The organism is Bittarella massiliensis (ex Durand et al. 2017), from assembly GCF_009876955.1.
GTDB classification, from domain to species: domain Bacteria; phylum Bacillota; class Clostridia; order Oscillospirales; family Ruminococcaceae; genus Bittarella; species Bittarella massiliensis.
In genome coordinates, this window is sequence record NZ_WWVY01000001.1 from 1 (window position 1) to 19,758 (window position 19,758).

Below are 19,758 nucleotides of genomic sequence, written 5' to 3' on the forward strand. Positions count from 1 at the left end.
AAAACTGCTATTTTTTTCGGAAAAGCAGCGGAATTATGTACCTTGCACTAGCCGTCGCGCCAGCGACTTGGTACAATATGGACAACAGAAGTTCAACGCTATATATAACGTTTTTAGGCGGTGTATAGAATGAATTTGGAAAATATCAATATCCAGTTTGGAAATATCCTGCGAAAAACACGGGAGGCCCGAGGATTGACACAGGAGAAATTTGCATCACTATGTGACATCAGCCGGGCCTATTACGGGCGAATTGAACGTGGAGAACATAGTGTCACCCTCGATTTGTGCAAAAAAATTTCAGATGTCCTTGGAATTTCTCTCGCTGAGTTGTTCTCTGATTTGCCATAATTGGAATGGATCCTTCAAGAGTCCGCACATGCCACTAAGCTGCCGACGGTTTTATTTGTCCAAGCAAGCCGTCCACCCGTTACCAATTTTTTGAGACTGGCCGCCGTTTCTCTATCAATCATATCGGGTCAGGCGCCTTTTCTATAGCGTAAACTCAGCGGCAAGCTGCCACTTCCAAGTCACGCGCCTCACTTTGTGGGGTGCGTTTTGCTTTGTGCCCGCGCCTATAAATAATATAAAGCCAACAGAAAACAAGGGGGGATGCCGCCCGGCATCCCCCTTGTTTTTTGCCCACCCGGCAATTGGCGCGCAAAGCCGCAGGACGGCCCGCGGCAGGCGAGCGGGCGAGAAGGGCGCCTTTGACCGCTTCTCTCCCCCTGGCTCCTTATCTCCCCGACAAAAAGCCCTACCGCGCCCCCTCCCGGATCTGCTCCAGAAAGGCCTTGACGGCGGGGGAGAAGGTCTGATATTTCTTGGTGGCGATGTACAGCCCCACCGACAGTTCCGGCTCGATGGGGCGAAAGGCCAGGTCGCGCCCCTGGGTGTTCACCAGCCCCTCCAGACAGAGGGCGTAGCCGATCCCCCGCTCCACCAAGAAGGTGGCGTTGTAGATGAGGTTGTAGGTGGCGACGACCTGGAGAGCGGCGCTGTCCACCCCGAACCAGTCCAGGTCCTGGCGGCCGGAAAAGGTCTGTTCGGCCAAAATCAGCGGCAGAGAGCCAAGCTGTTCCACCCCGATGGCGTCCTGTTTGGCCAGGGGACAGTCCCGCGGCATCAGCAGGCCGAAGGTGTCCTTTTGGTGGATGTTCAGGTAGTCAAAGCGCTCCTGGCGGATGGGGCCCAGAAGCAGCCCCATGTCCACCAGCCCCTTGTCCAACCGCTCCAAAACCGAGTCGGCGTCGCCGCTGAAGGTGTGCAGCCGCACCTCCGGGTGCTGCCGGTGAAAGGTCTGGTAGACCGCGGCGATCCGGTCCATCGCCGCGGTCTCGCCGCAGCCGATGGTGATGTCCCCGCTCAAGATCTCCCCCTCGGTGTGAAAGGCCGACTCGGTGCTGCCGATCAGCTCCAAGATCTCCTGCGCCTTGTTGCGGAGAAAGTTGCCCTCCTCCGTCAGGGTCAGCCGTCGCTTCCCTCGAATAAAGAGCTGTTTGCCCAACTGCCGCTCCAGATCCATCATCTGTTTGGAGAGGGTGGACTGGGTGAGGTGCAGCGTCTCGGCCGCCCGGGTGATGTTTTGCTCCCTGGCGATGGCCAGAAAGTAGTGCAGCAGCCTGGTCTCGATCATCTTTCGCTCGCCTCCCTGTACAAATCGTTTCGCCCTTATGATACTCCGCAATACCATTCTTGTCAACGATGGTAAATGATGCACAACAACTGTTTGCTATTTTGCGCTGACCCGTGTATCCTGTTGGCAGAGGGAGGGAGAGGAGATGGAGAGAAAAACACCCTCCGCCGCCGCCGACACCGAGCGCTGCCTTTTGGACTGCGGCTTTCCGGGGGAGGCGCGGCGGCAGTACCTGCGCTGCGCCACCGACCGGCTGCCGCTGCTCTACCGGCAGCGAAGGGCTTTGATGGACGACCTGCACGCGGTGCAGCGAAAGGTGGACGCGGTGGACTATCTGATCCGCGCGGTGGAGCGGGCGTCCGGCCGACAGCGGTGAGAGCGCCCGGCCAAACGGGAGAAGGGAGCGAGCAATCGTGAAGAGAGCGCATCTATTGGCGGCCGTTTTAGCGCTCTGCTGCCTGGTGGGGTGCGGGACAGACCCGCATGCACCGGCGGCAGAGAGCCTGTCCCCGGCGGGCGCGCCGTCGGCGGAAGTTGCTCCGCAGGCCGAAGGGGAGGAGCAGCCCACCAGGATCGCCGTTCGCGCAGACGGGCGTGAAATCGTCTACGAGCTCGGCCAGAGCGCGGCGGCCCAGGGCCTTTGCGACCAGCTTCCCCTGACGGTGGAGGTGGAGGACTTCAGCACCAACGAGAAGATATTCTATCCGCCCCAGGAGTTGGAGGTGGCGGACGCCCCCCTGGCCGAAGGCGGGCGGGGGGTGCTGGCCTACTACGCGCCCTGGGGGGACGTGGTGCTGTTTTACGGCCCCTTTGACGGGAGCGGCCAGCTCTATGAACTGGGGCGGGCCGTCTCCGGGGAAGGGGACATCGAGGCCTTGAGCGGCTCCGTCACCATTTCGGTGTGGGGCGAGGAGAGGGGGGAGCACTGAGATGACAGAGAGGGTGCGGCTGCCAAACGGGGTGGAGATGCCCATGGTGGGCTTTGGGGTATTCCAAATCACAGACCCGGCAGCCTGTGAACAGGCCGTTTTGGACGCCGTTTCGGTGGGCTACCGGCTTATCGACACGGCCAGCTCCTATGGCAACGAGGCGGCGGTGGGGCGGGCCATCGCCCGCTGCGGTCTCCCGCGGGAGGAGCTGTTTGTCACCACCAAGGCCTACATCCAGCAGATGGGGTACCGGCAGACGATGCGGGCTTTCGACGAGTCCCTGCAAAACCTGGGGCTCGACTACCTGGATCTGTACCTGGTGCACATGCCCTTTGGCGACTACTACGGCAGTTGGCGGGCTATGGAGGAATTGTACCGGGCGGGCCAGGTGCGGGCCATCGGGGTGTGCAACTTCCTCCCCGACCGGCTGCTGGACCTGTGTTACAGCGCCGAAATCGTCCCCCAGGTCAACCAAATCGAGCGGCACCCCCACTTTCAAAGGGGGGAGGAGCTGGCCCTGATGGGGGAACTGGGCGTCCAGCCACAGGGGTGGGCCCCCTTCGCAGAGGGGCTGAAGGGGATGTTCGCCGAGCCGGTGCTGGCGGCCATCGCCCGGCGGCACGGCAAGACCCCCGCCCAGGTGATTTTGCGCTGGGACCTGCAACAGGGGGTGGCGGTCGTTCCCAAATCGGTGCACCGGGAGCGGATGGTGGAAAACCTGGCCGTCTGGGACTTTGCGCTGGAAGAGGGGGAGATGGCCCAAATCGCCGCCCTGGACAGGGGCCGCCCCACCCTGCTGGACCCCAGGGAGCCCAGCGAGGTGAAGCGGGTGTACGACTACCTGCGAAACCCGGTGCTGACCAGCCTGTAAAGGGGCCGATGGCCCCGGACAAAACAGAGACCGGCCCGCGCAGCGCGCGCGGACCTTTGGGAGGAATCAAAGATGAAGCGATCGTCCTTTTTGCTGACACTGGTGCTGGCGCTCTGCTGCCTGGCGGGCTGCGGCGCGCCGGCAAACGGGGGCCGGTCCGACTCCTCGCCCAGCCAGTCGGCCCCGACCGGAGAGAGCGGGGAAAGGCCGCAACGGGTGCTGGTGGCCTATTTTTCGGCCACGGGGAACACCGAGACCCTGGCCCGCTATGCGGCGCAGGCCCTGGGCGCAGACCTCTATGAAATCGAGCCGGAAATCCCTTACACGGCCGACGACCTGAATTACAGTGACGACGGCAGCCGCGCCAGCGTCGAGATGGGAGACGCCTCTGCCCGCCCGGCCATCGCCGCCCGGATGGAGGGGATGGAGGGGTACGACGTCGTCCTTTTGGGCTACCCGATCTGGTGGGGCCAGGCCCCCCGGATCGTCAGCACCTTTTTGGAGAGCTACGACTTTGGCGGCAAGACGGTGGTGCCCTTTTGCACCTCCGGCAGCAGCGACATCGGCTCCAGCGCCGAACAGCTGCACCCCCTCTGTGGGGAAGGGGTCATCTGGCTTACCGGCCGGCGGTTTGCCGGCGGCACCTCCTATGAGGAGATGGCCCAGTGGGTCGGCGGCCTGGAACTGCCGCCGCGGGCAGAACAGTGAGAAAGAAGGAGATGGACGGGATGAGCAGACAACTGGTGGCGTATTTCAGCGCCAGCAAAACCACCGAAAAATTGGCAAAGACACTGGCCTCCGCCGTGGGGGCGGACCTGTATGAAATTTGCCCGGATCGGCCCTACACCCCGGCGGACCTGGACTGGACGGACAAAAACAGCCGCAGCAGCGTGGAGATGAGAGACCCCTCTTCCCGCCCGGCCATCACCGGCCGGGTGGAGGGGATGGAGGAGTACGATGTGATTTACCTGGGGTTCCCCATCTGGTGGTACCTGGCGCCGACCATCATCAACACCTTTTTGGAGAGTTACCGCCTGGACGGCAAGGTGATCGTCCCCTTCGCCACCTCCGGCGGCAGCGGGATGGGCCGCACCAACCAGGGGCTGCAGGGCTCCTGCCGCGGGGCCGACCTGCGGGAGGGCAGGTGCTTTCGCGCCGGCGCGTCGTCGGCGGAGTTAAGGGCCTGGGTCGATGGGTTGGAGCTGTAAAGGGATTCCCCTTTTCGCCTGTTGGCGGCGGCCATCCGCCCAGTGGGAACACCGCCTGCTTTTGGCGGGCATTTGAACAGCTCACCGGCAGAGAAGAGAGGGGGCACCCGTCCCCTCTCTTCTTCTGCATTCGCCAATAGGTGCCGGAAAATGTCCATCGAATTATACAAATAGTTTTATATTCATAAAATACAACAAAAATCTTTATAAAATGCCCTTGTATCCCGCCGAAAAGGGGCCATAATGGGGGAAAAGAGTCCCTTTTCGGGAGGAGGAACTTTGATGACTTACGCCGTCGTTTTTACCAGCCGGACCGGCAACACCCGCCGGGTGGCCGAGGCCATCCGCGACGCTCTGCCCGCCGACGGCTGCCTTTCCTTTGGCCCGCCGTCCCCCGCGGCGGCCGGGGCCGAGCTGCTGTTTGTCGGCTCCTGGGCCGACAAAGGGGACTGCGCCCCCGAGGTGGCTGCCTTTTTGGAGGGGCTGTCCGACCAGCGGGTGGCCCTGTTCGGCACCGCCGGGTTTGGCGGCTCCGACGCCTACTTCGACCAGTTGGCCGCCCGCTTTGCCGCCCACCTGCCCGGCGGCTGCCGTCTCACCGGGCACTTTTTCTGCCAGGGGAGGATGCCCCTCTCGGTGCGCCGCCGGTACGAGCAGATGCAGGCCGAAAACCCCGGCGATCCAAAGACCGAGGGGATGCTCGCCAACTTCGATGCGGCCCTCGCCCACCCCAGCGCCGCCGACCTGGCCGCGGCCGCGGCCTTTGCCAGAGAGCAGGCGGAGAGGTAGAACACTGCCCCCTTTTTTGATTTCGACAGGGAAAGGGGGGCTGCCATCGAGCGGCTCCTCACTGTTTCTTCTCCTTAAAGAGGGAAAGAGACCGCCCGGCCGCCCTCTTTTTAGGGGGAGCGACCCATCTATGGTCAAGAATGCCCGTTTTACCGGGGTGGGGGACAAACCGGCGGGAAGTCCCTTTCCAGGACAGCCGCTTTGTCCCCCCTCTCCTGGCCCCGGTTTGAAGCCGGAGGAAGGGGTGCGGGCAGGCGTTCCCCTTCACACAAAAAAGCCCTCTCCAGGACGGGAGAGGGCTTTTTTCGGTACGGGGAAACCCATTTACAGCAGGGCGAAGTGCTCGCTCTCGATGACCGGCTTCATGGCGCAGAGGCAGAAGGGGTGCCCGGCGGGGTCGAACATCACCCGCCAGCCGTCGGAGAACTGCTCGGCCGCCTCGGTCGCGCCGCAGTGAAGGGCGTATTCGACCGCGCTCTCCAGGTCGTCCACGGCAAAATCCAGGTGGGCCATCTGCTGTTGGGCCGCCGGTTCCTCCGGCCAGACCGGCGGCAGATAGGCGGGGTTTTGCTGAAAGGTGATGCCGGGATAGGCCCCCTGCTCGGCGCCCGCAGGGCCGATGCAGGCCCACTCCTCATTGGAGAAAAAGAGCTCCCACCCCAGCAGCTGGGTGTAAAATGCCGCCAGGGCGGCGAGGTCCTGACAGTCTATGGTAAAGGCGTACATCTTGATTATCGGCTTGTTGTCCATGTAAACAGTCCCTTTCAATTCACTGAGAGGCGTCAGCGGCAGTCCCCCGGCCGCCTGCGGCCTGCGCCCTGTTTTTGGTCGTTCAAATTGGCCTGCAGCAGCCGGACCAGCGCCGGGCAGCCACAGTCAGACGCGAGGGCGATGCCCCATTCCAGCAGCCGGACGGCGGTCTCCGGCGGCAGCTCGTCGGCATTTCCCACCGCCCACCAGGGGAGCACGGCGGCGGGCTTTTCTGGCTTTGCCGTCAAAAACAGGTAGCCCACCAGCTCTTCGCCGCGAAAGACAAAGCCAAACTGGGGCAGCTTTCCCCTCTGCGAGCGGTCCATCTTCCGCCGCAGGGCCGCCTGCCCCCCTTTGGCGGGGCAGAAGCCGAGCTGCGGCAGCCGCTCCAAGACGGCGTCCCTGTGCGGCTGGGGGATGTCCAGGTAATTGACGATTTTTTCCATGCCGGTCTCTCCCTCTCCCCGTCTGCTGGGGCTACTTTTCCAACAGCCGCTCCTCAATCAGGCAGCCGGCGATCTCAAAGGCGCGAATGCGCCGGGTGGCCAGGGTGAGCTGTGAACGGTACCGCTCGGGGCGCTCCTTTGCGGCCAGCGTTTTCACCGTCTCCCGCAACTTGTGCAGGGTCGAATCGATTTGTCGCTTGGCTTCCGTCAGCTCTTCTCTTGAAAAATCCACTTTGTACCTCCTCTGCCGGTCAGCGGGTCTCCTCGTTTTTTGGGGGGGAAGCGAATGCTTCCAATCGGGCGGGGGGTCGGCGGGATGCCCGCAGCTGTGATTGCCGAGGAGGGGCTGATGCGCTTTTTGCACTGTGCGCCGCCGACCCCGCGGTCCTTCTAAAACTGGTGACTGCTCCGCCCGGCAGTGCTTGCAGTTGTCGCGTTCACCGGGAAAGGCGGCCTGCGTGGGGGAGAAGGGGGTGCAGATGCGGCCGGTCTGCCCGGCGGAATGGGGACATGCACTTCCCCCAGCACAAGGCCGCTCCCAATCTCGCCGCCGCAGGTGCAGTCCCCCGCGCGGGGGTGACTTAAACCGCCGCAACAAGTGGGGGCAGTTCGGAGAATTTCAATCCACGCACCCGCATGGGGTGCGACACAATCCGCATGGCTTCGAGATTGTTCACGCAGTGATTTCAACCCACGTCCCCGCATGGGGGACGACATGTGCTCCGACGGCCAGACCTTACCGCCCAGCAATTTCAATCCACTCGCTCCGCGTGGGAGCAAGACCTCTAAGATAGGCTCTGTTGATGACAGCTGGTGAATTTCAATCCACTCGCTCCGCATAAGAGCGAGACTATTTTGGCTTTGTATTTTCTGTTGTCTTATGTCAATTTCAATCCGCGCTTTCCGTGGGGGAAACGCGGCGAGCAGCCGGGGTGAATGGGGACTGGTGCGGGGCGGGATGCAAGGCAGATAGGCGACTCAAGAGTTCTTATCGCGGCCTAGAATAAAGTCAGTAGTCGTTTGGTAATAATCGGCGAGGGCGACAAGAAGGCGTACGGGGATTTCGCGCTTTCCAGTTTCGTAATTGCTATAAACGCGCTGGTCGATGCCGAGGATGGCAGCAATCTCTTTTTGTGTCAAATCTGCATCTTCGCGCAAATCTTTTAGTCTTGGGTATCGCATTTAATCACCTCAAGACTAAGTTTATCTGTGAAATCTGAAAGCAATTGACTTTACTAACGATTGATAGTAATATTGTGTTATTACCTGTCTCTCCTTTGTGGGAGAGGAGGGTAGGGATTGGGTTCATTTGTACGGCCGAGAATATAATCTGTACTAGTATGGTAATAACTGGCCAATCGAATGACAAAACGAGTGGGAATTTCTCTTTTTCCAGTTTCGTAATTGCTATAAACTCGTTGGTCGATGCCGAGCACAGCCGCGATTTCCTTTTGTGTCAACTCGGCATCTTCGCGCAAATCTTTGAGCCTTGGATAGGACATAAAAATCACCTCAAGGCTACCTTAATCTACTATCATACAATAGTGCTTACGATACTATCTTGTGATAGTAAAATAGTAAAATTGGAAACCTTTATTCTCGTTTTGCACCCCCGAAAAGGGGTGCAAAAATGAGGTGTTTATTGGGGGTACGACAGACACTACAATGGATGTAAGGAAGATGGACGGTGATTGCGGTGTTTGAAGTGAGAAAAGAGGAGTACGTCAGCAAGACCTTTCGGCTGAAAAAAGAGCTGGTGGACGAGCTGGCAAAGTGCGCTTCAGAAAACGGCATTTCGGTCAACGAGCTGGTCTCCCAGTGCTGCCGCTACTCCCTCGACAACATGGAGGTCAAGCACCCCGCAGGGGCTTGCGGCGCATTATGAGGGGCGGGCGGACGAGAGAGGAGCGGGCGGTGCGCCGGCTCTACTGGGGATTTCAGAAAACCGTTCTGCGGATGGACAGGGAGATGTCCTACGTCTTTGACCGGCTGGTAAAGGTGTGGAAAGAGCCGCTGAAGGCGCGGGAGTCCTGGTTCCACCTCCGCCTCCCGGCACCGGCGCTGGTCTGCCTGGCCCTTGCGCCGGTGCTGACGGCGGTGCTGGCCGGGGCGGGGCGTGCGCTCGTTCTGGGCGCGGCGGCCCTGCCGGTGGCCCTCTCGCTGGGGGTGGAGTGCTGGCGGCGCTGGCGGCTGCGGCGGACGTCCCTGATGGACACCCATGTGCGCTGTCAGTGCATCCTCCGCCTCGCGCGGGAGCTGGACGGCGCGGTTTACACCGCCATTGACAGGAGTGAGAAGGGACTTCGACCCCTTTGAATAGAACGAGCGCCGTCCCGGTCGGGTGACTGGGGCGGCGCTCGTTTGCCGAAAAGGACAGGCGGGGGGTGTGCGCTTTCCGGGAGCGGTTTGCCGGGCTGAGGAGCCCCACCCCGCGCCGACGGGTGGCACAGGCTGTTCCCCCCTTGCCGAAGGCGGGCGGTCGGGGCGGCCCCCGGCGCGGGCGGGGGCAAAAACAGGGGAGGGCCCCTTCGGCGCGGGTGCCGGAAGGGGCCCTCCCTCTTGGGCGGGGGTCATCTGCGGTCGGTGCGGTACTTTTCCAGCGCCCGGGCGATGTCGCCGTGGATGAGGATGCTCAGGCGGCCGACAATGGCCTGGGGCTCGTCCTTCATCCCGCGGCGGATCCAGTCCAGCAGGATGCCCACGAAGGCGTACTTGTAGAAGTCGGCGATGAAGCGCTTGTCCTCCTCCCGCACCGGCAGGCCGACGGCCTGCTCCTCCACCACCCCGATGAGCAGGTCGTAGGTCACCTGGTAGAGGTAGCGCTCCACCTGTTCCCGGCTGATGGAGTGGTAGGCGTTCATAATGAGGGGCTTGTTGGCCAGGGCCATCTGAAAAATCTGCAAAAAGCCCTGCTGCCAGGTGTCGTAGGTCTTTTGGCCGCCGATGGCCGCCTCTGCCTCCGCCAGGAAGATCCACTCCACCAGGTCGTAGATGTCCTGAAAGTGGTAGTAAAAGGTCTGGCGGCCGACCCCGCAGTCCTCGGCGATGTCGGTGACGGTGATCTTGTCCAGCGGCTTTTGCAGCAGCAGCTTCTTCAGCGAGGCGGCCAGCGCCAGCTTGGTGGTCTGTGACATGGGCAGTTTCCTCTCCTTCTTCGGTTGGCGGGGGTCAGAGGGACGCGATCAGGGCCCGGTAGCAGTCGGCCGCGGCGGCCACCTCTTCCAGGGGGATCCGCTCGTCCCGCTTGTGGCAGAGGGCGTCGTCCCCGGGGCCGAGGATGACGAAGGGCAGCCCTGTCTGGGGGATGAACTGGGACGCGTCGGTGTAGAAATAGAGCCCCTTTTCCCCGCCGGGCAGGCCGCAGGCGGCCAGGGCCTCCCCCACCGCGAGGGCGAAGGAGCTGTCGGGGTCGGCCGCCACCGAGGGGCGGTCGTTTTGCACCCGCAGGGAGAGTTTCAGCCCCGGCCGCTGGGCCTCCAGCGCCCGGGCCACCTGGTCGGCCCGGGCGAGGACGTCGTCGCTTTTCAGGCCCGGCAGGGTGCGGATGTCCAGGGTGGCGGAGGCGGCGTCGGGGATGACGTTGGTCTTGACCCCGCCGGAAAGGGTGGTGAGGCTGACGGTGGTGCGCCCCAGGAGGGGGTGGGTCTCGCCGCTGTCCAGGGCGGCGCGCAGCCCGGCGGCAAAGGCGGTCACCCCGTCGATGGCGTTGACCCCCAGTTCCGGCCGGGAGCCGTGGGAGGAGAGGCCGAGGGCCTCCACCTCCAGCCAGAGGCAGCCCTTTTCGCAGCTTCCCGGGCGCAGGCCGGTGGGCTCGCAGATGACGGCGGCTACCGCGCCCGCAAAGGCCCCCTCGTCCCGCAGCAGGCAGACCCCCATGCCGCTGGTCTCCTCGTCGGCGGTGAAGCAGAGGCGCAGGTCCAGCGGGGGAAGGACCCCTTCCCGCAGGAAGGCGAGGGCGGCGGCGACCATGGCGGCGGCCCCGCCCTTCATGTCCACCGCGCCCCGGCCGTGGAGATAGGCGCCGTCGAACGCGCCCCCAAAGGGGTCGCGCTGCCAGAGGGGGGCGTCGGGCACCGGCACGGTGTCCAGGTGCCCCACCAGGCAGAGGGCGCGGCTGCGATCCCTGCCCGGCAGGGTGATGACCATCGAGTCCCGCCCCGGGCCGTGGGGGTAGCGGCGCACCTCCACCGGCAGGCCGGTGAAACACGCCTCGATGCGGTCGCAGACGGCAGCCTCGTTCTGCCCGTCCGAGCGGATTTGGACGAGCTCACTCAAAAGGGTTTTCAGTTCCTGCATTTCCATGGGCAAAGGCTCCTCTCGGTTGACGCGCGGCCCCGGCAGAGGGATGGAGTGCGCGCATGTGGGTTTTGGGGGAAAGGGGGCGGGCGCGTTGGCCCGCCCTTTTTGCAGGTCTCGGGACGGCAGGGGGAGGGAGGCAGATGGTTGGCATCTCTGCTTACGCCCCCATGTGGGGTGTGACCTGGTTCCCGTGACGCCCTTTGGCACCTGCCACTTGTTTCAATTTTACGCGTCCGCGTGGGGTGCGGTGGCGCTGGCTGGAACTGGGGTCGCCACCGGTGAATTTCAATCCACGCACCCGCGGGGGGCGACCAAATAGAACTGGATTGTTGAGTACCCGAATGTCAATTCCTCCCCCTGTGAAGAGAGTCGACAGCTGTTTCCGATGGCCCCCGGTATACAGGGCGACCGCGTTTTAGCCTGTGAGGTGATACAAAGTCCCGGTGGGTATTCACCCCGCCGGACATCCCCTCTCCCCACCCCGCACGGGCGGCGAGGGGCACCGGATGTTTTGGCGGTGTGTCTGCCCGCCCGTTCCCGCCTCGCCCCGCGCAAAAAATGCTCCCGTGTTGCTCTAAGTGATTTGACCTGTCAGGCGGGAAAGGGGGATTTTCGCCGGGCGCGGCAGGCCGATAGCCGGCGGAGGCGGCTCCTCTACTCTGCCCTGTCCCAGAGGGGCAGGTTCCCCACCCCAAAGGGGTGCGCCTCCCCCAGGTGGGAGAGGAACCGTCCGGCCCCGGCCCCGCTGCGGACACATCGCCCCTCAAAGGCGGCGATCTCGCCGTTGACGATGGTGCAGACCGCCCGCTTGGCCCCCTGGTCACAGAGCACCACATTTGCCCGCGCCCCGGCCCCCAACTGCCCCAGCTTCTCGGCGAAGAAGGGGACGCCGGTGATTTCGCTTAAGTAGGCGGCGGGGTTTTGCGTCATGGTGGCCACCGCCCGCGAGAGGGGGAGCACCCCGTTTTCCGCCAGCTCCAGAATGGCGGGCAGGTTGTCTCGGGTGTCGCCAAAGCCCTTCATGGTGCAGTCGCCCTGTCCGTCGGAACAGAGGATGGAGACGGTGCCGTCGGCCAGGGCCTCAAAGCAGAGCGCCTGCGCCTGTGGGTCGATGCGCAGCCCCTCCCGGTTGCCCCGGCCGGGCCGCAGCATGGAGGAGACCAGCTCCCCGGTGATGTTTGGCTGGCGGCAGAGGGCCAGCACCCGGCGCATCCCCTCCGTCCCGCCGGCGTGGGTGCCGCAGCCGGCGGCCGAGGCGTGCCCCAGGTAGAGGGGCCGCCCTTTCGAGAGGGCCGCCATCCGCTCGGCGTGGGCAGGGTCCTGGGTGTGGCTCATCAACAGCAGCCGGGCGCGGGAGGTGACGGCGAAGAGCCGCTCGATCTGCGCGTCCGAGAGGATGAGGTGGCCCATGTGGTCCTTCACCCCCATCACCAGCGCCCCGGTGGCGGCGGTCAGGGGGGCGCGGGAGAGTTTTTGCAGGGCGGTGTCCCAGGGCAGGTCGCCGGCGAAGTAGGCCGTCAACTCGCCGTCGTCCAGCTGGCAGGCCAGCAGGCTGGCCGCCCCCAGGTAGCAGCCCCCGCTGAGGGGGAGGCCCCGGTCGAATTCCCCCCCAAAGAGGGCGGGGGCCATAAAGGTGTTGCCCGCCCCGGGGGTGAAGGCGGCGGTCACCCCGTGGCAGACGGCGTTTTGGATGGGGGCGGTGCTCACCTCGAAGAGGTCGCCCATGTGCAGGTGCATGTCGATGAGACCGGGCAGCACCAGCAGCCCCCGGCAATCCACCACCCGGTCGCCGGGCCGGTGGTCGATGTGGGGGGCCGCCTCGGCGACACGGTCCCCTTCCAGGGCCAGGTCAAAGGGGCCCTCCCGCCCATTTTTGGGGTCGACCAGGTAGCCGCCTTTCAGGAACAGTCGCCCTGGGGCCGCCGGGGCGGAACAGACCCGCCCGCCCGCGGCGGTGGCCACCCCCTGGGGCCGGGGGACAGATGGGTAGAGAGACATGGAAAACCCTCCTTTTGAAAAGCGCGCTCGGGCAGGGGCCCGGCGCGGGTGTGCGGGTGGGAGCTCAATTGAAATTGGTGTGGGGTTTGCGCCGTTTCCCTGGGACATCTCCGCACCTTGTATGGGTGTGGGGGATAGCGGTGGGGTTGTCACCGCCGCCGAAAAATGGAGACCGCACCTCATTTGGGTGCGGGGACTTGCCCCCCGCGAGCGCTCCAAGTATGCCGACGGCGGATGGGAGCGGGCAGGGCCGGTCAGACGCGGATGACCGAGGCCGCCGAGGAGAGCCCTCCGCCAAAGGCCACCAGGCAGACCAGGTCGCCCTTTTTCAACTGCCCCGAGCAGTTGAGGATGTCCAGCGCCACCGGCACGCTGCCGGAGGAGGTGTTGGCCACGTGGTCGATGTCCACCACGAACTTCTCCATGGGGATCTTCATCAGTTTGGAGGCCGACTGGATGATCCGCAGATTGGCCTGGTGGGGGACGAAATAGGCGATGTCCTCCACCGCCACCCCGGCCTCGGCCGCGGCGGCCCGCACCGCCTTGGCCAGGGCCTTGACGGCAAAGCGCATCACGGCGCTGCCCTTCATGTAGAGGTCAGTGTTGTGGGGCGCGCCGGCCTTGCAGAAGGGGGTGTCCTTGCGGGGATGGTGGCAGGTGAGGACGTGGTCGGTGTCGGTCACGCAGTCCACATAGCAGGAGAGGAAACCCGGCTCCTCCCCCCGGTGAAGGACGACGGCCCCGGCCCCGTCGCCGAAGAGGACGCAGGTGGAACGGTCGCTCCAGTCGATGAGCTGGCTGTTGCAGTCGGCCCCCACCACGATGGCGTTGGCAAAGCCGCAGGTCTCCATCATCCCCCGGGCGGCGGCCAGGGCGTAGAGAAAGCTGGAGCAGTTGGCGTTGACGTCAAAGGCGGCGGCCCGCTCGATGCCCAGCCCCCGCTTGACGTTGGCCGCCACCATGGGGACCGAGGTGTCGGGGGTGACGGTGGCGCAGACCACCAGGCCGATCTCCTCCGGCGCGAGACCGCTGCGCTCCAGCGCCTGGGCGGCGGCCCTGGTGGCCAGGTCGGTGGTGGTCTCCTCCTGGGCGATGTGGCGCTGATGGATGCCGGTGCGGCTGACGATCCACTCGTCGCTGGTGTCCAAAAACTGGGTGAAGGCCTCGTTGCCGACGGTGAAGGGGGGCAGATAGCGGCCGGTGGAAAGCAGGGAAATGGGCATGGCGGTACGCTCCTTTTATGGTGCCGGGCCGGGCGGGCAGGCCCGCGACGGCCCGTTTTTTTATCTTTATTTTACCATATTGGGAGGGGGAGTTCAAACAGGGGAGGGGATGGACAGGGCCTTTTACAAATGGCCGGCGGCGTGTTACTATGGGGACAAAAGGAGATGGAAAATCGTGGAGAGACAGGAAAAGCGGGCGGAGTGGAAGGACATGTTAAAGACGCTGGCCGCCGTTGTGCCGGTGGCAATCACCCTTGCCGGGGGGCTGTCCTTCTTTCGCAGCTTTGGAAGGGCCACCCATTACGGGTTGGAGAACAGTCTGTCCCACTTCTCTTTTCTGTTGGGTGACCGCTTCGTATTCTGGGGAACCCTGGGTGCGTTTGCGCTGGGATTTGTGGTCTTTTGGGTGGTTCGGGCCTGCCTGCATGCCTTTTGCAGGCAGGTGCAAAGCCAGTACGATGAGCGAAGGCAGTGGACGGTCAGGTTGTACCACCTCTTTTTTGGCAAGAAAAAGAAGGTGGTGCGCACCCTTTTGGCCTTTGCTCTTTCGTTTCTCTTTTCCTTTACCACCTATCTCTTTTCCTTTGGTGTCTTTTCAGATGTTGCCGGCTTGGGGTGGAGTACGAAGACGGCCCTCTCCTTTGCCTCGCTCCCCTGGGTCGTGGCAGGGTATTGCTGGATCATCTATCAGGAGATGGACGCCACCGTCAACAGGCGACTGCTCATCCCGCTGGCAGTGCTGGTGGTGGCCATGTCTGTCGGAATCCTCTGCAACTTTGAATATGAAAGGGGCCTGGAAGAGGCGGCCGAGCAGAAGACCTACCTCATTTTATACGACCGCGAGGCCGAGGAGGCAACCGGTGAAGAGCAGTGCTATGCGGTGGCCTATGTGGACGACCTCTACTACGCCTTTTCCTGCCGACGGGAGGGAGAGGGGCGGCTGGTCGTCGAGACCGCCCGCCCGCGCAACTTTGAGCGGACCCACCCCCACTGCGAGCGGGTGACCTTTGACGAGGTCGTCGTGATGGAATAGAGAAGAAGCCGCCTGTTTGGGCGGCCTCTGTCCTTTTATTCATTTGTCAGCGCCTCCAGCGCCCGATAGTAGGCCATCGTCTCCCCCTGGGTTTTGCCGTTTAAAAAGACGTACTTCCCGCCCACCACCATCTGGATGAAGGGCGGGTTTTTCTTGTAGATGTAGAACTTGCACTGGCCGTATGCGGTGGAGGAGTAGTTGCCCATGTCGTACTCGCTGGTGCTGCCGCCGCCTGTCCGCACGGCACTGCCCTCGATTTCATCTACCAGGGTGATAGACTCCAGCTCGGCGGCGTCGAAGCGGTACCCAAAGGCCGGGGCGGCGATGCGCACCTGCGCGCCGTCGATTTGCAGCCGCAGGGGGGTGAAGTCCAGCCGCAGCAACAGGCCAAAGACCGGGATGAGGATGAGGGCCAAAAAGAGGTAGGACGCCCGCGCCTTCCACCGCCCCCTGGGGTGGGCGCGGTTGTAGGGCGAGAGGAAGGGGTCGCGCTCCTCCGTCCGATCCCTTGGGTCGCGGGAGTTGCAGTAGTAGCCTGCAGCCCAGTACTCGTCGTCATCGGCGAGGAAGGGGCCCCCCACCTCCGCCGTCGCGGCCTGCTGCACCTGCTCCAGCCGGGCCTGAAAAAAGAGGGCGGCCCCCGCCCCTGCCAGGGCGAAGAGGGGGAAGAAGGCCCAGAGGGGGAAGCGGAGAGGCTGCGAGGGGAAGAGAGCGAAGAAGAGGAGGAGGAAAAGCACCCCTTCTCCAAAGGCGGTGCTCGCCCAAAAGGCCGACCAGAGTCGGTAGACTTGGCGGTTGCAGCGCAGGTTCACCTCGCTGTCGGCGCAGTAGGTGCGCACCCGCCCCGCCCCTTTGCCCGAGCGCCAGAGGCAGAAGAGACAGGTCGCCAGGTGGAGTGCCGCCAGCGAGGCCGCGGCAGGGCGCATGGAGGGGCGAGCCAGGGGGAGGAGGAGAAAGAGGGCGACACAGAGCCCCAGCGCCGGCAGGAACCAGAGGGGCGAGAGGGGCAGTTCCCGGCGGGCGGCGACGGCCCGCAGGTCCACCGGCAGGGTGATGGGGGTCCCCAGACACCAGCCCCGCCGCCGCTTCAGTGCCAGCAGGGACTGAAAGGCCCCTACCCGCAGCCGGGAGGTGAGGAAGAGGCAGCAGCCGTAGACCAAAGCCATCTGCAGCAGCAGGAGGGAGGGCCAGCGCTCCAGAAAAAAGAAGGGGGCCGCCGCCAGCACTGTGAGGAGGAAGATGTGGTCGATCTGTCGGCGGTAGCGGTGGAGGATGGCCTGCACCTCCGCGTCGTCCCAGCGGGCGCGGGAGAGGGTGGCACCCAGCAGCCGCCCCTCTTTGCCCACCCGGCGGGCATTTGCATAGGTGGTGCCGATGAGGATGAGGTAGGTGAGGCCGAAAATCAGAGTGAGCATCCCGACCCCTCCTTTGCTGTTCTGGCCCCCGTGCCAAAGCGCCGGTACTGCTTGCGGCAGAGGGCCAGAAAGGTCTCCTCGTCGATCCCCCGCAGCCCCGACTCGGCCGTCAGCAGGGAGAGGTCGCGCTCCAACTTGGCGGTGAAGTCGGCGGCGGGGGGGAAGTGCTTGGCCACGGCGGTCCCCGCTCGCCGGTCCTGAACCAGGTATCCCTCCTGCTTGAGGAGGGCGTAGGCCTTGTTGACGGTCATGGCGTTGACCCCCAGTTGGGCGGCCAGCTCCCGCACGGTGGGCAGCCGCTCCCCCGGCTGGGCCAGCCCCTCGCCGATTTGCAGGACGATCTGGTTTCGCAATTGCAGGTAGAGGGGGACATCGCACTGCAGGTTGAGTTGAACGATCAAGGGGATACCCTCCTTTTGACATCGGACAGTATAATTTATGTGTCATTTGCATTATATTAGATAATACAAAGTTGTCAAGAGGGATTGCCTGATGGGTGGGGAGCTTATGCGGGCTGGGGCGCGGGACTTCAAAAAAGAGGTGGGGAATGCGGGAGAGCCGCTGCCGAGTAAGATGAAAGGGGGGTGAGGATTTTAAAAGGAGAGCCGCCCTACAAGTGTTTGGGAAGGGATACTGCAGGGAAAAAAGAGGGGCACCGGGAGAGGTACTACTGGAGAGGGGAGAAGAGGCAGGTGGAGGGACTTCAAAAGAAGGCTGCCCTGTCGGCTTTGGGGAGGGGTGTACGGGACAGAGGGGAGACGCGAAAGGGGAGAACAGGAAACTTAAAAAAGCCGCCCTATCGGATTTGGGAAGGGGGTGAATGGGGAAGCGGCGGGGCGCGGTCGCCCGCGAGAGTGCGGCGCATCGGCCCCTTGCGCCCATTTGTTGCCCTGCCTGTGGGAACGCCTCGGGCGGGGCGGCCTGTCCCGTCGGAGACCTGGCGTCGCCGGGAAAGAGGAGTGGCGGCCCGCAAAGGGGCGGCAATTGTGGTATACTGGTTGCAGACAACCATGGCGCTGCGGTATAGGCGGGCAACTGGGTCCGGCCGCACTGCGCCGTGCGTGCGGAAAAGAGGGACAGACGCTCGGTGGGGCGCTGTCCGCCGCGAAAAAGGAGGGGATCGCCGTGCAGATACAGCGGCTGTTTTCAGAGCTCTGCCTGCTTTTGCGGCGGGAGCGGGTCACCTGTGAGGAGATGGCCCGCCTCTACGAGGTGGCGCCGCGGACCATCTACCGGGATATGGATGTCTTGAGCGGCGCGGGCATCCCGGTCTACACCCAGCGGGGCCGGGGCGGCGGGGTTGCCCTGCTGCCGGGTTTTGCCCTGCCCCGCACCCTGTTGACCGAGGCCGAGCAGGGGGCGGTGCTGGCGGCTTTGCAGGGGGCGGCTGCCGCCGGGGCCGAAGGGGCCAGCGCCCTGGACAAGCTGTCGGCCCTCTTTGCCCGGGGGGAAGAGGAGGAGCACTGGCTGGCGGTGGATTTCTCCCCCTGGGGCGGGGACCGGGCGGCGCAGGAGACCTTTTACCTGCTCAAAGAGGCCATCCTGGGGCGGCGGGTGCTGGCCTTTCGCTATTACAGCGCCCGGGGAGAGGCCACCCAGCGGGAGGTGGAGCCCCGGCAGCTGGTCTTCAAGGGGCAGGCCTGGTACCTCTGGGCCTGGTGCCGCAAGCGGGGGGACTGGCGGTTTTTCAAGCTGCTGCGGATGGAGGGGGTGCGGGACACCGGCGAGCCCTTTTCCCCCCGCCCTGCCCCGCCCGAACTGGCCGAGGTGGAGCCGGGCGGCTTCGGCCGCCCCGTCTCCCTGCGGCTGCGGTTTGCCCCCTCGGCCGCCTTCCGCCTGGCGGAGGAGTTCGCCCCCTCCCAGCTGCAGCGGCAGGCCGACGGCAGCGCGGTGGTGGAGCTGGATTTCCCCGAGGGGGAGTGGCTGTACAGCTACCTCCTCTCCTTTGGGGAGGGGTGTCTGGTGGAGTCCCCCGCCCCGGTGCGCAGGGAGCTGGCCCGCCGGGCGGCCGCGGTGGCGGAGGCCGCCGGGTGGGCAGACGGAAAGAAACGCTGAATCCCTGCCGCGACGGCGGGGGCCTTAAGAGCCCTGCCATCCCGGCCGGCCCCCTTCGCTTTTTGTCAGGAGGGGGGCTGGGGTGAAGTTCCCCCCTTTGCCGCGCCGCAAGGGCAAAAAAGCCCTCCCTGGAGTGGGGAGGGCGGCGCTGTCTTTAGGTATGTGTAATTAGTAGGCCTGACGATGGCGTTCGCTGCGGAGGGCCCGGCGGCGCTCGGAAACCTGCCACTACTGCTTTTCCTCTTCTCTCTCTACCGAGAAGGGGGCCGGGAAGAAGCTCCTCTCTTTGCCGCGCCGCAAGGGCAAAAAAAGCCCTCCCCGGAGTGGGGAGGGCGGCGCTGTCTTTAGGATGTGTGATTAGTAGGCCTGGCGGCGGCGTTCGCTGCGGAGGGCCCGGCGGCGCTCGGCGGCCTGCCACTCCTGCTGCCCCTCCTCACTCTCTATCAGGAGGGGGGGCACCGGGGTGGGATTCCCCTCCTTGTCCAGGGCGACCATCACCAGATAGGCGGTGTTGATGAGCCGCCGCTCTCCGTCCAGGGATTCGACAAAGGTGTCCACCCGCACCTCCATCGAGGTGGTGCCGGTGTGGGTGACCCGGGAGATGAGGACCACCATCTCCCCGGCATAGGCGGCCGACTTGAACTGCAGGTTGTCGATGGCGGCGGTGGTGACGTCCCGTCCGCTGTGGCGGCGAGCGGCCACGGCGGCAGCCACGTCGATCCACTCCACCAGCACCCCGCCGAAGAGGCGACCCGCACCGTTGATGTGGCCGGACATGACGATGTTGGTCTGCTCGGAGCGGGAGAGGGACGAGGGTTTGGGAGTTCGGGGCATAAAAGCGCCCTCCTTTCTGTGGGCTGTATTTCAAACAGGTTTTAGTATACCACGTTTCCGCAAGGCGGGGAGCAAAAATTTTGGCAGGCAAAAAATTTACAGGGCGGTCACACAACCGGGCGAATCGGTGGTAAAATAGACCGGAAAAAAGACACGGGGGGCGAAGAGGATGAACAAGTCCAAGCGATGGGTGCAGGTGGGAGCGCTGGCCCTGGCGATTTTGCTGGGCCTGGGGGCCATCGTGGGGGCCTGCATGCCCCTGTTTTTCTAGG

The 19,758-nt window shown here is 64.1% G+C and carries 24 protein-coding genes; 11 read left to right on the forward strand and 13 right to left on the reverse strand.

Annotated features, from left to right (window positions below; all coding sequences use genetic code 11):
• Positions 1 to 129 precede the first annotated feature (129 nt).
• Positions 130 to 351 (forward strand): helix-turn-helix domain-containing protein, encoded by a 222-nt coding sequence (locus GT748_RS00005; protein ID WP_021661294.1) that lies wholly within the window; start codon positions 130 to 132, stop codon positions 349 to 351.
• Positions 352 to 757: 406 nt separating this feature from the next.
• Here GT748_RS00005 and GT748_RS00010 read toward each other — a convergent pair whose 3' ends face one another.
• A complete protein-coding gene (locus GT748_RS00010) occupies positions 758 to 1,636 on the reverse strand; it encodes a LysR family transcriptional regulator (RefSeq protein ID WP_081693084.1) in 879 nt (292 codons plus the stop codon).
• A 145-nt stretch (positions 1,637 to 1,781) separates the two neighbouring features.
• On the opposite strand from GT748_RS00010, the gene GT748_RS00015 reads away from it, so the two are divergent.
• From GT748_RS00015 to bilS, 6 genes are all read left to right on the forward strand, one after another.
• A complete protein-coding gene (locus GT748_RS00015) occupies positions 1,782 to 2,012 on the forward strand; it encodes a hypothetical protein (RefSeq protein WP_021661296.1) in 231 nt (76 codons plus the stop codon).
• Between the two features lie 37 nt (positions 2,013 to 2,049).
• The gene (locus GT748_RS00020; RefSeq protein WP_244273539.1) at positions 2,050 to 2,565 is read left to right on the forward strand and encodes a cyclophilin-like fold protein; all 516 of its coding nucleotides are present in this window, start codon (positions 2,050 to 2,052) and stop codon (positions 2,563 to 2,565) included.
• A gap of 1 nt (position 2,566) precedes the next feature.
• Complete coding sequence (locus GT748_RS00025) at positions 2,567 to 3,436, forward strand: aldo/keto reductase (protein ID WP_021661298.1); 870 nt, start codon at positions 2,567 to 2,569, stop codon at positions 3,434 to 3,436.
• A 72-nt stretch (positions 3,437 to 3,508) separates the two neighbouring features.
• Positions 3,509 to 4,144: a flavodoxin gene (locus tag GT748_RS00030; RefSeq protein WP_021661299.1), complete on the forward strand. Its 636-nt coding sequence runs from the start codon at positions 3,509 to 3,511 to the stop codon at positions 4,142 to 4,144.
• Positions 4,145 to 4,164: 20 nt separating this feature from the next.
• A complete protein-coding gene (locus GT748_RS00035; protein WP_044993482.1) occupies positions 4,165 to 4,644 on the forward strand; it encodes a flavodoxin in 480 nt (159 codons plus the stop codon).
• Between the two features lie 282 nt (positions 4,645 to 4,926).
• Entirely contained in the window at positions 4,927 to 5,433 is a 507-nt protein-coding gene (gene bilS / locus GT748_RS00040; protein ID WP_021661302.1) for a flavodoxin family protein BilS, read from the forward strand.
• Positions 5,434 to 5,757: 324 nt separating this feature from the next.
• Here the strand turns inward: bilS and GT748_RS00045 are convergent, their stop codons facing one another.
• The 5 genes from GT748_RS00045 to GT748_RS00065 form a co-directional block, all read right to left on the reverse strand.
• Positions 5,758 to 6,183 carry a VOC family protein gene (locus tag GT748_RS00045; protein WP_021661304.1) on the reverse strand — a complete coding sequence of 142 codons (426 nt, stop codon included), beginning with the start codon at positions 6,181 to 6,183 and terminating at the stop codon, positions 5,758 to 5,760.
• Positions 6,184 to 6,215: 32 nt separating this feature from the next.
• Complete coding sequence (locus GT748_RS00050; protein ID WP_021661305.1) at positions 6,216 to 6,629, reverse strand: hypothetical protein; 414 nt, start codon at positions 6,627 to 6,629, stop codon at positions 6,216 to 6,218.
• A gap of 31 nt (positions 6,630 to 6,660) precedes the next feature.
• A complete protein-coding gene (locus GT748_RS00055; protein ID WP_021661306.1) occupies positions 6,661 to 6,861 on the reverse strand; it encodes a hypothetical protein in 201 nt (66 codons plus the stop codon).
• A gap of 746 nt (positions 6,862 to 7,607) precedes the next feature.
• Positions 7,608 to 7,811, reverse strand: a complete 204-nt coding sequence (locus tag GT748_RS00060; RefSeq protein WP_021661308.1) for a helix-turn-helix domain-containing protein — start codon at positions 7,809 to 7,811, stop codon at positions 7,608 to 7,610.
• A gap of 80 nt (positions 7,812 to 7,891) precedes the next feature.
• Positions 7,892 to 8,131, reverse strand: a complete 240-nt coding sequence (locus tag GT748_RS00065; RefSeq protein WP_073261302.1) for a helix-turn-helix domain-containing protein — start codon at positions 8,129 to 8,131, stop codon at positions 7,892 to 7,894.
• A gap of 185 nt (positions 8,132 to 8,316) precedes the next feature.
• Between GT748_RS00065 and GT748_RS00070 the strand changes: the two genes are divergently transcribed.
• Positions 8,317 to 8,514 (forward strand): hypothetical protein, encoded by a 198-nt coding sequence (locus GT748_RS00070; RefSeq protein ID WP_021661311.1) that lies wholly within the window; start codon positions 8,317 to 8,319, stop codon positions 8,512 to 8,514.
• The gene (locus GT748_RS00075; protein WP_161213402.1) at positions 8,511 to 8,945 is read left to right on the forward strand and encodes a hypothetical protein; all 435 of its coding nucleotides are present in this window, start codon (positions 8,511 to 8,513) and stop codon (positions 8,943 to 8,945) included. The genes GT748_RS00070 and GT748_RS00075 overlap by 4 nt, the downstream gene beginning before the upstream one ends.
• A 254-nt stretch (positions 8,946 to 9,199) precedes the next feature.
• Here GT748_RS00075 and GT748_RS00080 read toward each other — a convergent pair whose 3' ends face one another.
• The 4 genes from GT748_RS00080 to GT748_RS00095 all read right to left on the reverse strand — a co-directional run bounded on the left by GT748_RS00080 (position 9,200) and on the right by GT748_RS00095 (position 14,149).
• Positions 9,200 to 9,763, reverse strand: a complete 564-nt coding sequence (locus tag GT748_RS00080; RefSeq protein ID WP_021661121.1) for a TetR/AcrR family transcriptional regulator — start codon at positions 9,761 to 9,763, stop codon at positions 9,200 to 9,202.
• A gap of 34 nt (positions 9,764 to 9,797) precedes the next feature.
• Complete coding sequence (locus tag GT748_RS00085; protein WP_021661120.1) at positions 9,798 to 10,931, reverse strand: M20 family metallopeptidase; 1,134 nt, start codon at positions 10,929 to 10,931, stop codon at positions 9,798 to 9,800.
• 651 nt (positions 10,932 to 11,582) lie between these two features.
• The gene (locus GT748_RS00090) at positions 11,583 to 12,926 is read right to left on the reverse strand and encodes an amidohydrolase family protein (RefSeq protein WP_021661118.1); all 1,344 of its coding nucleotides are present in this window, start codon (positions 12,924 to 12,926) and stop codon (positions 11,583 to 11,585) included.
• A gap of 254 nt (positions 12,927 to 13,180) precedes the next feature.
• Positions 13,181 to 14,149, reverse strand: a complete 969-nt coding sequence (locus GT748_RS00095) for a beta-ketoacyl-ACP synthase III (RefSeq protein ID WP_021661117.1) — start codon at positions 14,147 to 14,149, stop codon at positions 13,181 to 13,183.
• 175 nt (positions 14,150 to 14,324) lie between these two features.
• Between GT748_RS00095 and GT748_RS00100 the strand changes: the two genes are divergently transcribed.
• Positions 14,325 to 15,182 carry a hypothetical protein gene (locus GT748_RS00100; protein ID WP_044993328.1) on the forward strand — a complete coding sequence of 286 codons (858 nt, stop codon included), beginning with the start codon at positions 14,325 to 14,327 and terminating at the stop codon, positions 15,180 to 15,182.
• Positions 15,183 to 15,217: 35 nt separating this feature from the next.
• Here GT748_RS00100 and GT748_RS00105 read toward each other — a convergent pair whose 3' ends face one another.
• Together GT748_RS00105 and GT748_RS00110 are read right to left on the reverse strand one after the other, a co-directional pair.
• A complete protein-coding gene (locus GT748_RS00105; protein ID WP_021661115.1) occupies positions 15,218 to 16,597 on the reverse strand; it encodes a hypothetical protein in 1,380 nt (459 codons plus the stop codon).
• The gene (locus GT748_RS00110) at positions 16,585 to 16,998 is read right to left on the reverse strand and encodes a GntR family transcriptional regulator (protein WP_021661114.1); all 414 of its coding nucleotides are present in this window, start codon (positions 16,996 to 16,998) and stop codon (positions 16,585 to 16,587) included. The genes GT748_RS00105 and GT748_RS00110 overlap by 13 nt, the downstream gene beginning before the upstream one ends.
• A 724-nt stretch (positions 16,999 to 17,722) precedes the next feature.
• Here GT748_RS00110 and GT748_RS00115 point away from each other — a divergent pair.
• Positions 17,723 to 18,652 (forward strand): helix-turn-helix transcriptional regulator, encoded by a 930-nt coding sequence (locus GT748_RS00115; RefSeq protein WP_021661112.1) that lies wholly within the window; start codon positions 17,723 to 17,725, stop codon positions 18,650 to 18,652.
• A 357-nt stretch (positions 18,653 to 19,009) separates the two neighbouring features.
• Here the strand turns inward: GT748_RS00115 and GT748_RS00120 are convergent, their stop codons facing one another.
• Entirely contained in the window at positions 19,010 to 19,486 is a 477-nt protein-coding gene (locus tag GT748_RS00120) for an acyl-CoA thioesterase (RefSeq protein ID WP_021661111.1), read from the reverse strand.
• Positions 19,487 to 19,758 lie beyond the last annotated feature (272 nt).